A 15583-nucleotide genomic window follows, 5' to 3' on the forward strand; every position below is an offset into this window, starting at 1 on the left:
ACTTTAATAAATACTTCAAGGTTTTTAAAGTCGTAATCTTTAGCGGCATTAACTTCTCGCTCAGCAGCAACCTGTGCAGCGAATGGCGTAGATTTACGTGAACCACGGAAACCTGAACCACCTGCAGTTGCCCAAGATAAAGCATTACCTTGACGATCTGAAATAGTTACAATAGTGTTGTTGAAAGAAGCATGAACATGAGCCATACCATCAGCAACTTGTTTTTTTACCTTCTTACGACGAACTGGTGCTTTAGCCATAATCTATATCCCTTATCGCTTGATAGGCTTACGTGGACCCTTACGAGTACGCGCGTTAGTCTTAGTTCTTTGACCACGAAGTGGTAAAGAGCGACGGTGACGAAGACCACGATAACAACCAAGGTCCATAAGACGTTTGATATTTAAAGTAACTTCACGGCGAAGATCACCTTCAACAGTGTACTTACCAACTTCTTCACGAAGTTGATCAAGTGTTTCTTCATTTAGTTCACTGATCTTTGTAGATTCAGCGATTCCTGTCGCAGCTAAAATTGATTTAGCGCGAGTTGTACCAACACCATAAATGGCAGTAATAGCTACTACTGCGTGCTTATGATCAGGAACGTTAATGCCAGCAATACGGGCCACTAACACATCTCCTAATTTGGATTTGGTAATCAATTTGTTGGAAAGCCCGTTAGGATACCCAACTAATGACCAAATCATCTAAATAAACAGACCAAGCTACTTATATAAATAGTTAGCTTAGACTGCACGATTTCTTAATTAACCTTGCCTTTGCTTATGCTTAGGCTCTATGCAAATTACACGTACAACACCGGCACGTTTAATAACTTTACAATTACGGCAAATCTTTTTAACGGATGCACGTACTTTCATGAGTCATCTCCGTAGCTATCTAAAAGTGCCAATTGGCTAAACTTTTAGATTAACTTTTTTAAATATAGAATCATATTGATAAGCCTACCGATTTCTTCCAGCGATATTAAAACAGTATGAATTAAATCAGCGTGTTTAGTTCGAGCTAGAAAAATCAGCCCTGTATTCTACTCGTTAACAGTTCAATTCCACTACTAAAGATTGGTGGAATAACACTATATAAGATGATTTTATATGATTCTAGTGCGCTTTACACTACAAAAATAACTAAGTTGCACATTTAAAATACTGATTTGTATATATATCATTCAAAATAAAAGTTATCCCTATCAAAAATAATCATAGATGCATCCTCGCTTGTAAAAAAGTCAGCCTACAGGCCAACCTACAATAAACAAATCCAATATAAGCCTGTAGCACCAAACCTGTAGGAGAAGCTTTGCCTACATTAATGCAGGAACTTGAAAAATCCAGGGAGATATTGCCGTTGCTTTTCTAAACTTTATACATGTAAATATAAGAATTACACAGGAGCAGACATAGTTCGTTTTTCATAACTATATTACTGTAGGAGAAGCTTTAGCTTTTCAAGGGCCATCAAAATCTACCAAGTCAGCCTAAAGGCCAACCTACAAAACATTAATCAATCAAATTAACCTGATATCACCAAAATTAACCACACATCACAAATTCAAAAATAAACTATTAAAACTGCCCTATTATTCATTCCAACAACTAGCAATTATAACTAAACAAATACAAAGGGAATAAATTATGAACACTTCAAGCAATAGCGAATTATTAGTAACTTCAGTATTAGGCGGCATGGTAATGAGTGTTTTAACTTTTAATGGCATGGCATCAGCTGTTGCTGTTGGTTCTGTAATTGCAGTTACAGTAATGAGTGCAACTTATGCATTAACTTCTAAATAATGAAGGTACAAATTTGATAAAACTTAATACAAAACTTCAACCCTGAAACACCGCTAATTAGCGGTGTTTTTATATGTACGTTTAGCTATAAATGGCATTCTTAATTCTACTCAAGGCCACAGGCGTCACCCCTAAATATCTTGCAATATCATTTTGCGTAACAAAATCATAAATATTAGGGTTACGTTGTAATAATTGCTGATAACGTTGTTGGGCATCTAAACATAAGAGCTCATATTCTCTTTTTTCTTTTTTCTTACCAAAAGCAACAAGTAATTCAATCACAGAATTTGCGATTTCAATATTAGTTTTGCTCTGTTCGACAATTGTTTGATAGGCCAATTTAATAACCTTAGTATCTTTTAGGCATAACAAATTAAAACTACACGAATCACCGTCTAATGCTTGAAGACTCGCAATAGTATCATTAGGAAGTACAAAAGATTTTATAAACTCTTTACCCTCTTCTGTTAGATAATGTGCTTTTAATACTCCTTCAATTACAAAATACACATGCTGGCTAATGTCGCCTAAGTTGAAAATATATTCTCCTTTTTTAAAGCTTTCTACTGTGCCAAATTGATTTGCTATCTCAGAAAAATTCATTTTTAACCTATGTTAACGATTATCTATAAAATCCTTTTTATATTAGTACCCAATAATCTACAAGGGTCAAGATATGAAATTGTTAAATAAAAAAATTTTAATAACAGGTGCTACTTCTGGTATAGGGCTCAGCATATTAGGGCAGTTATATGACACTAATACACTGTATATAATTGCCAGAAGCCACAAAAAAATTGAACAAATTAAGCTAAAGTATCCAAAAGTTCAGATCATAAAAGCCAATTTAACTGAATTAGACGATATACAAACAGCGCTCACTACACTAAAACAGTTGACGAATGAAATTGACATATTGATCAACAATGCTGCGGTGCAATATACCGCAAAGTATATTGATGACGACTTTATGTTAGATACAATAACTGAAGAAATTAACTGTAACTTCACCGCTATTTGTAGTATCACATATTTAACATTGCCTCTATTACAACAAGCTAAAAGTGCTTCGATTGTTAATATTAATTCAGGATTGGCTTTAGCGCCTAAAACATCATCAGCAATTTATTGTGCAACTAAAGCGGCATTAAATTCTTTTTCTCAAAGTTTAAGGTATCAACTAACAAATACAGACATTAGCGTGTTACAGGTATTTTTACCTTTAGTCGATACCCCAATGACTCAAGACAGAAATCAATCAAAATTAGACCCTGACTATGTAAGCAGGTTAATTACGGCAGGAATTGAAAAACAAACCTTAGATAATGATATTGGTAAAGTAAAAATACTCAGAGTATTACTTCGCTTATGGCCTGCACTTGCAAAGAAAATTATGAGGGCTCAATAAAATGAAATTAACGATTACAAAACTTTTAGTTAGTTTATTTATATTTTTAAGCTCTCCATACGTAAATGCAAACATCATAAATGTTGAGATAAGCAATATTAATACAAATAAACCAGGCAATATTCTGATCATGCTATTTGGTAAAGATGGCTTTCCTATTGAACATCAAAAAGCACTCGATATTAAAATTAAACCAGCTTTAACAAGTTTTATTAATGTTAGTTTTGATAATGTAAATCCTATTTTTGCTATTAAAGTTTTACATGATGAAGATGAAAACGGTCAAGTGACAAAAAACTGGTTAGGTCTCATTCCTACCGAAGGTATGGGGTTTTCTAATGGCGCAAAATTAAATTTTGGCCCTCCAAGCTTTAAGGATGCAAAGCTGATAATGCAAGAAGTTGATCCAGTAATTAACTTAACCATCATTTATCCATAAGGAAATCTCAACATGAACCCGTTACTAAAAATAATGCTAATTTTAGCAAGTATATTTGCATCAACGTTTATAATCATAAAATCTACCGGTTTGATTTCAATTGAGATAATAGAAAACTGGTTAATTCAGGCTAAACTCATTAATCGATATTATGTAGCTGCAATCATAATTTTGATTCTATTCGCAGATTTATTTATTGCAGTTCCTACACTGACAGTGATTATTTTATCCGGTTACTTTCTGGGTTTTACGCATGGCGCATTAATGGCAATATTAGGAGTGAGTCTTGCTGGGAGCACTGGATATTATTTGAGTTATCAATTTGGCGATAAACTTTTAAAGCATTTAATTAAAAATACAACAGAAAAACAAAAAGCTTTGTCACAATTCAGGGCTTATGGATTTGTAATGATATTACTCTCAAGAGCTGCCCCTATTTTACCAGAGGTGACCGCGTGCATGGCTGGAACGAGCAAAATGCCAAGAATTAAATTTATGACAGCGTGGTTATTAGCGAGCGTGCCTTACACATTGATAGCTGCTTATGCAGGCTCTATTAGTACAATACAAAATCCTAAACCAGCAATTTTTACAGCAATAGGTCTAAGTTTACTGTTATGGATATCATGGTTTGTATTTAATAAATATTTTATAAATCATTCTAAACTTGTTTAACAGCTCAGCATAGGGGGAGCATCCCCCTTAGGTTTTCTCTAAAATATAATCACGTAATTAACCCATTATCACCAAAAATAACCGCACATCACAAAGCTAAATTAAAAAACTCAAACTACCCTATTATTTATTCCAACAGCTAGTAACAACAACGACTAGCAATTATAACTAAACAAATACAAAGGGATTATATTATGAATACTTCAAGCAATAGCGAATTATTAGTAACTTCAGTATTAGGCGGCATGGTAATGAGTGTGTTAACTTTTAATGGTATGGCATCAGCTGTTGCAGTGGGCTCTGTGATTGCAGTAACAGTAATGAGTGCAACATATGCTTTAACCTCTAAATAATGAAGGAATTAATTTGATAAAACTAAATACAAAACTTCAACCCTGAAACACCGCTAATTAGCGGTGTTTTTTGTTTTAATAATCGATTATCCTAAAAGTTAAAGTTGCCCTAATATCTCGATCATTTTTTCAGCTATTGGTGCTGATGACAAATAATTTTGCCCTGTAATAACCCTGCCATCTACTTTTATAAAAGGTGTGTTTCTTGGTCCAAACTCAAATATACCTGAACGCGACTCTATCGTTTTTTGAATTAAAAAAGGAAAGTGCTTAAAGTAAGCTTTATCTGGATTTTCATAAGAATCAGGGTAACCACTGATCTTTTTGCCTGATACAAGGTATTGACCGTCCTTGGTTTTTAAATTAACAATTCCAGCAGTACCATGACAAACAGATGAAATAAGGCCATTGTTATCTTCATAAATAGACATTGCGATATTTTGTATTTGTGTATTATCAGCGATACCAAACATGGCACTTCCACCGCCTATGTAATGTATAGCACGATAATTTTTAGGGATAACTTGTGATGGATTCATTGTATTGCCAATTGCAGACATAAAATCATTGTTGTACAAATATTCTTTAAAGAGTTCATGAGATGTATTGATATAAGCAAGCGGTATCGCGCCCCCTTCAGGGCTTACAAAATCGACTGAATAGCCTCCTTTAATAAAAGTATCATAAGCATTTACCAATTCAGAATAACTATTACCTGTATTTAAAGTAGACTCTCCATATTTATCAGCGTTAGACACTACAAATAAAATTCTTTCACCATTTTTATTAGATTTTTCACTACTTGCAGTTTTACTGATAATTTTCCATTCCCCTGCAACTTTTTTGAGTAACAGAAGATCAATATATTTAAGTTTTCTTTTCGGGTATATAATTTCAATTTTTGCACTGGCGATATTGCCATTAATATCACTGGATATGATATTGCCTATTCGACCTGTAAAACTGCCGTATTCTTTTTTAGTAAACCAGCTCACATACTCTTTAGAGGGAACGGTCCATACATCTTCATCTTTACGCGTTAAATATAAATTTGCTTCTGAATAAAAAGCGTTTTTAATCATATCGGGTTTGTTAAACGAAGTGCCATTTATATAGTAATTTAACGCTTTATTTAGCTTTTCTTGCTCGGGATTTTTAGCAAAACAATTGCTGCTAAAAATCATAATTAAGACAATAAAATAAGTTTTCATATGTTTTCCTTACAAATTAAGTAAAGGAATTTTGGAACATACAAAAAACTAAATCATTGATTTATTATAATTTAGGTCTCCTGAATTATAATATAAGACATAAAATCAACCCTTTTTAACGCTATCTCTGTATTTTGCAGGTGTTGTCCCTGATATTTTTTTAAATACAGCATAAAAAGTAGAGTTACTATTAAAACCACATTGTTCTGAGATAGTCTCCATTTTCATAGGTTTTTCTTGATTCAATAAGTATTTGGCTTTTTCAATACGGTATTCATTAACAAATAAAGTGAAGCTTTTATTTAAATTGTCATTCACCAATTGCGATAATCTTGGAGTTAAAATATTCAGTTTTTTAGCTAACTGAGGCATAGTCAAATTGGGATCTGTATATAGCGTCTGCTCTTGCATTAACAAAGCTAACTTATCAATGAGATATTGCGCATCATCATTTGTCATTTTCTTATCTGCATATTTTTCAGGCTTTATAACGGCCTTATTTTTAAGACGAAATACATACAACAATCCTAATAAATAGAATACAAAAGAAAACGACAAAGCACCGACAATATAAGAAGTGTAAGAAGCAGAATAATGTGCCAACCAAATTATTGCATTGCCAATAAAAATACTTAAAAGCCAAATATCATTTTGTTCAATTGCGACTTTACTCGCTAGAAGCTTAAATTTATCTTTAATTAAATAACCCGAGATTACAATATAAGTTAACCATTGATAATAAAAGAGCCAATAATAATCAGACCAAATCTCAGGATATTTTGAATAGGGATAAAGTAACCCTACCCCGAAAACAAGTATGGTGAGCGATGCAAGATGTAGTTTCCATTTAATAGTGACTTCATTAGATGATATTTTACTTTTGACATAAAAATACAAAAAAGGGCCAATCATAAAATATGCAGAGAGTCCTATCTGTAAATATGTTTTATCAAGATCTGGATTAAAATAAAAAAAGATAGATTTAGAAATGCGAATACATAACATCAAAAGTAAAGCAGCCAAAAAGAAATTAGACTGTTTTCTAGGTTTTAGCCAACAAAAATATCCCGCAAGCAATAAACCATTAAATACACCTAAGCCACTAAAAAAAAATAAAAACTGTTTTGTTATATCCATGGTAAAAATAATAAGTATATAGTACTCACATGATAAATATCAAACAGTTAAAAGTCTACGAACTCTAGAGTCAAAAAACATTAATAATCACCTAAATCAGCCCAACATCACCGAAATTAACCACACATCACAAATTCAAAAAAAACAATTAAAACTGCCCTATTATTCATTCCAACAGCAAGTAACAACAACGACTTGTAATTAAACTTAACCGATACAAAGGGAATTTATTATGAACACTTCAAGCAATAGCGAATTATTAGTAACAAGCATTTTAGGTGGTATGGTAATGAGCGTTTTAACTTTTAATGGTATGGCATCAGCTGTTGCAGTGGGCTCTGTGATTGCAGTAACAGTAATGAGTGCAACATATGCTTTAACCTCTAAATAATGAAGGAATTAATTTGATAAAACTAAATACAAAACTTCAACCCTGAAACACCGCTAATTAGCGGTGTTTTTTGTTTTACTAATTTAATTATATAAATCTTTAAATCAATCTAGTTAAAAAACAAGTAAGCCTAAAGGCCAACTTACAAAAATAAAATAATACCCAAATTTATGATTAATCACACATATAAAAAAATGTAATCGCCAAACGTTTATCTCTTTTATCGGTTCCAAAATAACTACTCGCGCTATGAACCATATTGCCTTTAAACAAAATTAATCTATTAAATTTATTTTCAATACTGTGATCAACGTACCAGGCATCAGATGGCAATGCTTGAGTATGTAAAGCATCAACTAAGTTTTTATAGGGATCTTGTACTAAATTTCCACCAGCAGCACCATTTGCATATTTTAATCTATAAAATGAAGTGCCAGAATCTGGTGGGGGATTTTGATTTAAATATAAAACAGCGCCATATTTACACAACTTACGATTATCAACGTGTGGCCGCGATTTCCCCTCTTTAGCACCGACTAAAATTGCTGTATTTGAATCAACAATAACATCGTCACTGTCGACTACCCATATTTTATCTGTATTGATTTTACTTTTTATCCAAGCCTCTACTTTTTCTAGTTGTGCCTTTTTAAGTGCTTTAGCTGCTCGCATACCGGGCCAAAGCTCAATTGTATATGGGCTGCCTAACTTCCATTTCTTTTTATCTTTGTTTAAACATTGATTCGCAATTGCGATAGCATCTTTATGACTAAAGAAATCATCAATAATCCAATAGTTTTTATTAAGTTCAGGGGCTTCATGAGTTAATGTAGGTACATTATAAGGAACGGCGATGTCTAATAAATCTTCTGTAAACAGTGTATGACGCATATACAACACTCAAAAAAGGTATATGTATTAAATAAAAGCATTTATCTGAAGATAATCAATATTATCTTCAGATAAATTTAAAATATGAAGCAGGAATCACTTCCTGCTTGAATAATTACTCATCTGTCGTATCGTTTTTTACCTGAGGGTCGCATAAAATGAGTGCATTATTTTCGATATCTCTCACTTTAATCGTTAGATCATAAATTGCGTTTTTATCAGAAGTGTCTAAATCATCTATAACTATCTTTTTACTATCAAGGCTAGCTTCATTAAACGGGCTTTCTGAGACTCGTGTAACCTTAAATCCTTCTAATTTAAATTGTTTCGATTTTTCTAAATCAACAACTATATTTGATGATTTATCTACTTTGATTATTTGCTCGCTAAAATTATATAAATATCGACCGCAAGGGCTATTTCCTCCTCTTGCAACAGGCGATACACTTAATGTTATATTTATTTCAGGTTGTGCGTTCATGTAACTTTTCCTTTTTATGAACATTAAAAAATAGTGCTATATATATCTGGATTTCTGTATTGAGATGAGTGTAATCGGGAAAGTAAAGCTTCATCACTATTTAACTTCTTAGTATGATTAATCATCGCAAAATACAGAGATATATTTTTAAAAGAGGGAGTACGGTTTTCAGTAGTGTTAATTAATGATTTGGCTGCATCGTGATAGAGACGTTCATTTATATCATTAATAAAGTGATTAGATTCATTAGAGGTAATATGGCGGTTAAATATAATAAATGCATTAAGGAAATTAGATTTACTTCCTTCATTTAAATGATTGTTATAAATATCTAAAGCTTCATCAATTAAAGTAATAGCACTTGCATTCTGATTCAATTTTTTAAACAAAAAAGCTTGTTCAATCAAAACATAAATATGTACTCTCATAATAGAGTTTGAATATTTATTTTTTATTTTAAAGTTATTAATTAATTTTGTTGCAGTACTTGTAAGTAGAAGTCCTTGCTCTAAATCACCTTCATGTTTTAATAATTTTATTTTTAATAAATAACTCCACAAAAGCTTAATTTTATAAGATGAATTTAAATCATCATTTAAAATTAATCTATTCAATAAAGATTGAGTATTACTTGTGTGCAAGTCAGAAAGCTTTAAATCATTAATATCATAAAATAATTGAGCAATACTATGCTCTAACCTTGCTCTATATTCTATCCATTTATAATTATCTGGTTGTAATGTTGATATTTCGACGATATAAGTTCTAGCATTTTTAAGTAAATCTAAAGCTATAATTAATTTTCCATTTTGCTTGTAAATCTCACTTTGCCAAGATAGCGTATCTGCTAAATCGGCTCTTATATCTAAGTTATTTGGCTGTAAATGCGTTAACTTGGTTTTTATTAAAATAGATTGTTCAAAATATTCCATCGCAAGATCTGACATAAACGTCTTTTTAGCGATAGAACCTAAATTACTTAAAGCATACGATTTCTCTAATAACCATTGTGCTTTAATAGGTTCAATTTCGATTAACTTATTAGCCGTAACTAGATATTGCTGCCAAAATGTTTCAGCACTTATAAAATTTTGTTTGCGGTATTGTAAGTAGCCTAACCAATAATCACTATGCATTTTTAGTTTGAGTAATTCGACTTTTAATGGCTCAGAAGTTAACGCTGTAGATAAGACTAAATTTGATTGAGAAAAGTACTCATTAGCCTGAGAAAAGTCATTTTTATTTATGTTTACTTCACCCAAAATATGAAGTGACTCAACCCACTGAACTAAAGGTTTACCCGTTAAGTTTTTTGTACCGGCTTGTTTAAAGTAGTCTCGTGTTTTTTCGCCAACTAAACTTAGTAATTCTAGTTTACCCAAAGGTTCCAATTTACCTTTTAAGTCATTCAAAATAAATGAAATTAAATTTTCAGCACTGTTTCTTGTCTTAGCTACTTGATTATTTTTTTCGACAAAAGAATAAGCCAAAACTGTTAATGAAATTAAACAAGTCGATAGTAAAACAAAAATAAAAGATCTTAATTTTTTGTTGCTTCTATATTTACTTGTAGAAGAGGCAATAAAAGTATTTTCATTTTGAGTAAGTGTAATATCAGTATGTTCGACAAGTTGGTTAATTTGATTTAGAGGGGTATTAGAGTTTAATAAAAAGTCAGGATGGCGGTCATTATATATCCACCTTTCAGTTGCCAGTTTTATATCTTGCCTAAAATATAGCAATTCGAAATTTTTCTTTATCCAATAACTTAAATAATCCCATTCTATAAGCAATTTTTTATTCGAGATTTCAATACAATAACTATCATTTACCTCTTTTGACATATCTTCAATAATTTTATAGTTTAGTGCCCCCATTTTTATAAGTTTAAATACGATATTAATCTCAGGTGAATTATTAAGTGTTAATTCTGTAGTCGTAAGTAATATTTCTTTATTGTTACATGGGTTTATTGCTATCAAACGAAAAAGCAAACTATTAAAAAAGCTTTTATCTGAACTTACCAGTAAGTCATAATCATGCTCTATTTCACTCAGCTGATAACCAAAAACTTCTCCTAAACTATTGTAAATATCGTAAGTTAAGGTGTTATCTGTTCTGTTTTGATAAAGATCAAATAATAAGTTTTGTAATGTACTTAATTTGATAGAATGTTTTTCTTGTTCTTGTAGTATTAAGTCAGATAAACTTTGCTGTTCTTCAGTGTCATAATCAAAAGCGATATTAGCGACTTTAGCTGGTTTAGCTATGGCTTCTGATATTTCACGTGTTCTCAATTCTTGTAAATCATAATTTATAATTTTTGATTCTGTACAGCTGTTAAGCCGATATAAAAACAAATCAGTTACAGCTGTTAAAACAAAAACCTTATTTGAGCGCAATAAGCAATATACAATTTTAAAAAACACATTAACTTTTGAACTCATTGACAAAAATAATAACTCTAAGTGTTCTATAACTAGGATTATTTTTTCATCATTATTTTCATTATTGATACATTGTGGCTTAACATACCTAATAAATTGATGGTATTTATTTTCATCTGTTAAAAGTTTTAAATAATGCGTAAAATCTACTTTATTATCCATGATATTTCTATCGACTAGAAATTCTAAAAATGTATGCGCTGAATCATGCTTTTGGTCACACAACTCGTAGTTAAATTTATTTATATACAATGCAGTTGAAATAGATTGATAATGTTCATTTTCCGTCTGTATTTTTATTTTTAAAATTTCAGGTACAACATGAATATTTATAAAAGAAGATTTTCCGCATCCAATTTTTCCTGTGATATTAAGCCAATTATGTTGTTCTAAAGTCATTTGATTAATAACTTTAGTAATCTCTTTAAGTGCTTTTTGTCTTCCAAAAAATACATCTTTATTTTGATACTTTAAGCTTTTATTTTGAATATAAGGATTACAGTTTAATTTAACGTGGGTATCAGTATCTTTACTGATATCTAAGCCTGACACTTTTGCTACAACCGTATAGCCCCTTTTAGGAATCGTCGCGATAAAAGATGAATCTTTTGATGTATCACCTAGGGCTTTTCTTAATTGCGCAATACATTTGTGTATCGGGTTATCACCCATGAATTGATTAGACCAACATTGATTTATTAACTCATCAGCACTAATAACTTTTGTATTTTTAATGCATAAGTAGGTCAAAACTTCCATAAGTTTAGGTTGAATGCTTCGAGTATCAGTTAATGTATGAATTTTATTTAGCTTTGGATCAATTAATAATTGTCCTAAATGAAAGGCAGCTATATTTTTAATTTCATTGTTGTTCATCAACATCCGTATATGACATTCCATTTAATTAATGATGATATTCGAATAAATACAAGTTCGATTTACTTAACAATTAATATAGTCATACTCTCGATATTTTGTACCTATTTTATTATTTATTTGTTCAATAATTTTATTTATGAAATTAGAGAAAAACTTTCTTAGGTAAGGCACTGTTATTGTTAGCTTTTAATTTTAGGTAAGTTTTTGGTAAGAAAACACAATATTAAAGTAAGGACTAAACACCTCCAATTAATCTAGTTTTATTTTCGAACTGTTCAGGTAACTCTTGGTTGTTGTAAATCTTAACAAGGATTATCAGAACTTAATAAGGTAGTTTTGAAATACAAAATGGATGATTATTATGTTAAACAAAAATTTTTTTTTACTAACCCAATTAATGATTACGGCAACAAGTACGACTGCATTGGCAGGTACATTATATGAAACAAAGCCGGCAACAAATATAAGTCAATATAGTGCACAACTTAATGGATATGCAGCCTCTACAATTGGTTTAAGTGGTGAAATATTTCATTTTGGCACAACGACAAGCTATGGCAGTGCTACTATGGCATCACCACAAGGCGTAAATGGTCCTGTGGATGCAACAATATCAAATTTGCAATGTAATACAGTCTATCATTTTAAATTTGTGGGTGATCCAAAACCCCCAAGAACTACAGGTCAAGGACAAGACCTTACTTTTACTACATTACCATGTGACCCCGTAAATCAATTACCAATTGGTTATTTAGATGGCATATCAAATAGCTATACTGCGTATGGATGGGCATTAGATTTACCATCAAATGCACAAGTTAATGTACAGTTTGAGATTGATAGTCAAATACAAGACAACATAACAACCAATGTTTTACGCCCAGATGTAAATGCAGTGTTTAATGTGTCAGGAGATCACGGTTTTGATTGGCAAATTCCTACTCAGTTTTTAGACGGTCAACCACATACCTTAAATGTATTAGCCCAAGATGATATTACTGGTGACTATATAAACTTGGTTCATTCGGGTATGTCTTTTGTTAACAACACATTTAGCAATAACCCAGTAAATCAAACCTTAACTGTTGATGGCGTTGACTTTGCTTGGAGTAATGACGGACCAATAAATAATATGGTTTGTACACATATTAATGAAGGAGCAGAACCAAGCGAACACACATGGAATAATAATTATTTTTGTAGTTCGATAGATATTGGCTTAAGTTGGAACTCAGCTGGCCCATTAGCTAATATGGATTGTACTCAAATAGAAGAAGCAGCTGATCCACATACATGGCATGACAATTACTTATGTTTACCGCAAAACGCTAATTTTAAATTAAATTGGAAAAGTTATGGTGATAAAAATAATCAAAATCTACAATGGTTAGAACCTTCTGATCCAGATACATGGAACGACAATTATTTAACCATTACTGGACAATCTGTTATTACCCCTGCTTCGGCTTCATTTAATGGTAACTCTTATACTTCAGCAAATAAATTAATTGACGGAAGTGGTTTAACTAATGAAGTAGAATTATTAACTCAAGCACACTACTCTAGCATCGGCACGAGTAACTTTGTTGGTCCTGCCATTGATATTGTTAATAACACTATTGATTTAGAATTAGGTGGTCTGACTAATCTGTCACGAATACATATTTGGAATTATTCTAATGAAATATCTTTTTATATTGAAAGGGACGCCAGAGAAATTGATGTATCTCTTTCAACAGATGGAGTTAATTACACGCAACCTACAAGAATCACATTAGCTGGCAGTGGCAATGATCCTGAGTATGTTCAATCTTTTGACCTTACAGGTAAAGCAACACATGTTCGCATTCAAGTTGTTACGGGTTATGGTGCAACTAACACACATGGCCAAGAGTTTGGCTTAGGTGAAGTGCGTTTTAGCGGTATTCAATAAATCAAAAAAGCATAGCGAAGTTCGCTATGCTTTTTCACTTATAATTAATGTTCATCTGAATCATGTGCCGCAGCATATTTAAATGCAATAAATGATATTAAAGCCAATACAAAAGGTACTGGCGCTGCAAAATAACCAAAATAATCGGAGTTTGCATAACTTGCTCCTGCTAAATGACCAACAAGCCCAATTACAAAAACAATTACAGCTAATATTAAAACTACAATTTCACTTTTTCTCATGTTAATAATCCTTCATACATTGTTAATAACTAAACAAATTATGAACCCATAAATAAAGTATTTATTGATCTTAATCAAAAATCATAAGCCAATTTTCATACTTAATCACACCCATGTTTTAGATCAATAAACAACCAATTGTTTTATGAAATTAAACATCTTGGTATAAAAAGTAATTTTAAAATGGCATTTATTGTCCTTTAATTCACTCTTTTACTAAAATTTACCAATAAGCTTAATTTAATGAGGTGATAGTGAATGCAGGTAAATCAATTAAGCGTTGTTTTAATACTCTATATAACCTTATTAACAAGCACGCATGTTAGCGCTACTATCAATGACCCTTTAATAACTAACCAAACTCAACCAATTCAAGTTCGCTATTATCAAAGAACCGTAAAAGATAAATTAACTGCCGATGAAGATTATTGGATAGGGCTATTAAAACTAGCTTTAGATAAAAGTGGCCATCCATATAAAATGAATGCAGTGATTGAGAAAGATATGTCTCATGCGCGATTAATTAACAGTTTAAATAATAATGGTCCTGTAAACTTAGCTTTTATGGGGACTTCTAAAAATGTTGAGCAACAATTACAGGCTATATATATCCCCGTTTTTCGTGGCTTAATGGGTTACAGAATAATGATGACTACAAAAGAGTCTATGTTGTCATTCATAAACGTGACACATATAGATCAATTAACAAATATTAAGTTTGGCCTAGGTTTCAACTGGGCTGATGAACCTATAATGAAAGATGCCAATCTCACCGTTATAACAGCCGCATACAATGATTTATTTACAATGCTTGCAGGTGGTCGTTTTGACGCGATATCACGTGCAGCACACGAAATAAAGTCAGAACATGATATTGTTGTTAAACAATACCCGACTCTTACGATAGAGCCCAACCTCATTTTTGAGTATCGATTACCCTCGTTTTTCTTTGTTGGACAACATAATACAAAACTTGCCAATATTATTAATTTAGGATTAGAAAACGCATATAATGATGGCAGTTTTTTAAACTATTTTAATCATCACCCTGTAATTATTAGTGCATTAAAATTTATTAACCAACCAAATAGAAATTGGATTAACCTAGAAAACAATCATTTATCTGAAAAATCAAACCAGATCGAAAGTAAATACTGGTTAAAATAAATATTAATAAAATAGTCACGTTATAAAATACACTTAGTGCCATGAAAATATTAGCCTAAGGCAAACCTGCAACCTTCCTCTGTTAATAATATTGTTTAAATTAAACCTGGTT

The 15583-nt window shown here is 31.5% G+C and carries 18 protein-coding genes; 8 read left to right on the plus strand and 10 right to left on the minus strand.

The window, feature by feature from the left end; translation table 11 throughout:
• The 3 genes from rpsK to rpmJ form a co-directional block, all read right to left on the minus strand.
• Positions 1-260, minus strand: a 260-nt coding sequence (gene rpsK, locus KO527_RS02510; RefSeq protein ID WP_216038812.1) for a 30S ribosomal protein S11, incomplete at its 3' end; no start/stop codon positions are given.
• Between the two features lie 12 nt (positions 261-272).
• Positions 273-629 carry a 30S ribosomal protein S13 gene (rpsM, locus tag KO527_RS02515; protein WP_059364687.1) on the minus strand — a complete coding sequence of 119 codons (357 nt, stop codon included), beginning with the start codon at positions 627-629 and terminating at the stop codon, positions 273-275.
• Between the two features lie 138 nt (positions 630-767).
• A complete protein-coding gene (gene rpmJ / locus KO527_RS02520; RefSeq protein ID WP_059364690.1) occupies positions 768-881 on the minus strand; it encodes a 50S ribosomal protein L36 in 114 nt (37 codons plus the stop codon).
• A gap of 774 nt (positions 882-1655) precedes the next feature.
• On the opposite strand from rpmJ, the gene KO527_RS02525 reads away from it, so the two are divergent.
• The gene (locus KO527_RS02525) at positions 1656-1814 is read left to right on the plus strand and encodes a hypothetical protein (RefSeq protein WP_216038813.1); all 159 of its coding nucleotides are present in this window, start codon (positions 1656-1658) and stop codon (positions 1812-1814) included.
• A gap of 81 nt (positions 1815-1895) precedes the next feature.
• Here the strand turns inward: KO527_RS02525 and KO527_RS02530 are convergent, their stop codons facing one another.
• Positions 1896-2420: a Crp/Fnr family transcriptional regulator gene (locus tag KO527_RS02530; protein WP_216038814.1), complete on the minus strand. Its 525-nt coding sequence runs from the start codon at positions 2418-2420 to the stop codon at positions 1896-1898.
• Positions 2421-2493: 73 nt separating this feature from the next.
• Here KO527_RS02530 and KO527_RS02535 point away from each other — a divergent pair, with 73 nt between their 5' ends.
• The 4 genes from KO527_RS02535 (at position 2494) to KO527_RS02550 (ending at position 4692) form a co-directional block, all read left to right on the plus strand.
• Positions 2494-3225 carry an SDR family NAD(P)-dependent oxidoreductase gene (locus KO527_RS02535; protein ID WP_216038815.1) on the plus strand — a complete coding sequence of 244 codons (732 nt, stop codon included), beginning with the start codon at positions 2494-2496 and terminating at the stop codon, positions 3223-3225.
• A gap of 1 nt (position 3226) precedes the next feature.
• Positions 3227-3664, plus strand: coding sequence for a DUF2141 domain-containing protein (locus KO527_RS02540; RefSeq protein ID WP_216038816.1), 438 nt, complete (start codon positions 3227-3229; stop codon positions 3662-3664).
• A gap of 33 nt (positions 3665-3697) precedes the next feature.
• Positions 3698-4339, plus strand: coding sequence for a VTT domain-containing protein (locus tag KO527_RS02545; protein WP_252733368.1), 642 nt, complete (start codon positions 3698-3700; stop codon positions 4337-4339).
• Positions 4340-4533: 194 nt separating this feature from the next.
• Entirely contained in the window at positions 4534-4692 is a 159-nt protein-coding gene (locus KO527_RS02550) for a hypothetical protein (protein ID WP_216038813.1), read from the plus strand.
• A 98-nt stretch (positions 4693-4790) separates the two neighbouring features.
• Here the strand turns inward: KO527_RS02550 and KO527_RS02555 are convergent, their stop codons facing one another.
• Complete coding sequence (locus KO527_RS02555) at positions 4791-5903, minus strand: nuclear transport factor 2 family protein (RefSeq protein WP_216038818.1); 1113 nt, start codon at positions 5901-5903, stop codon at positions 4791-4793.
• A gap of 105 nt (positions 5904-6008) precedes the next feature.
• Positions 6009-7040, minus strand: a complete 1032-nt coding sequence (locus tag KO527_RS02560; protein WP_216038819.1) for a helix-turn-helix domain-containing protein — start codon at positions 7038-7040, stop codon at positions 6009-6011.
• Between the two features lie 232 nt (positions 7041-7272).
• On the opposite strand from KO527_RS02560, the gene KO527_RS02565 reads away from it, so the two are divergent.
• Positions 7273-7431, plus strand: coding sequence for a hypothetical protein (locus tag KO527_RS02565; RefSeq protein WP_216038820.1), 159 nt, complete (start codon positions 7273-7275; stop codon positions 7429-7431).
• Between the two features lie 174 nt (positions 7432-7605).
• Here the strand turns inward: KO527_RS02565 and KO527_RS02570 are convergent, their stop codons facing one another.
• The 3 genes from KO527_RS02570 to KO527_RS02580 form a co-directional block, all read right to left on the minus strand.
• Positions 7606-8322: a DUF6445 family protein gene (locus tag KO527_RS02570; protein ID WP_216038821.1), complete on the minus strand. Its 717-nt coding sequence runs from the start codon at positions 8320-8322 to the stop codon at positions 7606-7608.
• Positions 8323-8437: 115 nt separating this feature from the next.
• A complete protein-coding gene (locus KO527_RS02575) occupies positions 8438-8803 on the minus strand; it encodes a hypothetical protein (protein WP_216038822.1) in 366 nt (121 codons plus the stop codon).
• Positions 8804-8826: 23 nt separating this feature from the next.
• On the minus strand, positions 8827-12126 hold the full coding sequence (locus KO527_RS02580; protein WP_216038823.1) for a winged helix-turn-helix domain-containing protein: 3300 nt from the start codon (positions 12124-12126) through the stop codon (positions 8827-8829).
• Positions 12127-12490: 364 nt separating this feature from the next.
• On the opposite strand from KO527_RS02580, the gene KO527_RS02585 reads away from it, so the two are divergent.
• Positions 12491-14062 (plus strand): hypothetical protein, encoded by a 1572-nt coding sequence (locus tag KO527_RS02585; RefSeq protein WP_216038824.1) that lies wholly within the window; start codon positions 12491-12493, stop codon positions 14060-14062.
• A gap of 44 nt (positions 14063-14106) precedes the next feature.
• Here the strand turns inward: KO527_RS02585 and KO527_RS02590 are convergent, their stop codons facing one another.
• Positions 14107-14304, minus strand: a complete 198-nt coding sequence (locus KO527_RS02590; RefSeq protein ID WP_216038825.1) for a hypothetical protein — start codon at positions 14302-14304, stop codon at positions 14107-14109.
• Positions 14305-14562: 258 nt separating this feature from the next.
• On the opposite strand from KO527_RS02590, the gene KO527_RS02595 reads away from it, so the two are divergent.
• A complete protein-coding gene (locus KO527_RS02595) occupies positions 14563-15471 on the plus strand; it encodes a hypothetical protein (protein WP_216038826.1) in 909 nt (302 codons plus the stop codon).
• The last annotated feature ends 112 nt before the right edge of the window (positions 15472-15583 follow it).

The organism is Pseudoalteromonas sp. C2R02 (assembly GCF_018860845.1).
Classification (GTDB): Bacteria; Pseudomonadota; Gammaproteobacteria; order Enterobacterales; family Alteromonadaceae; genus Pseudoalteromonas.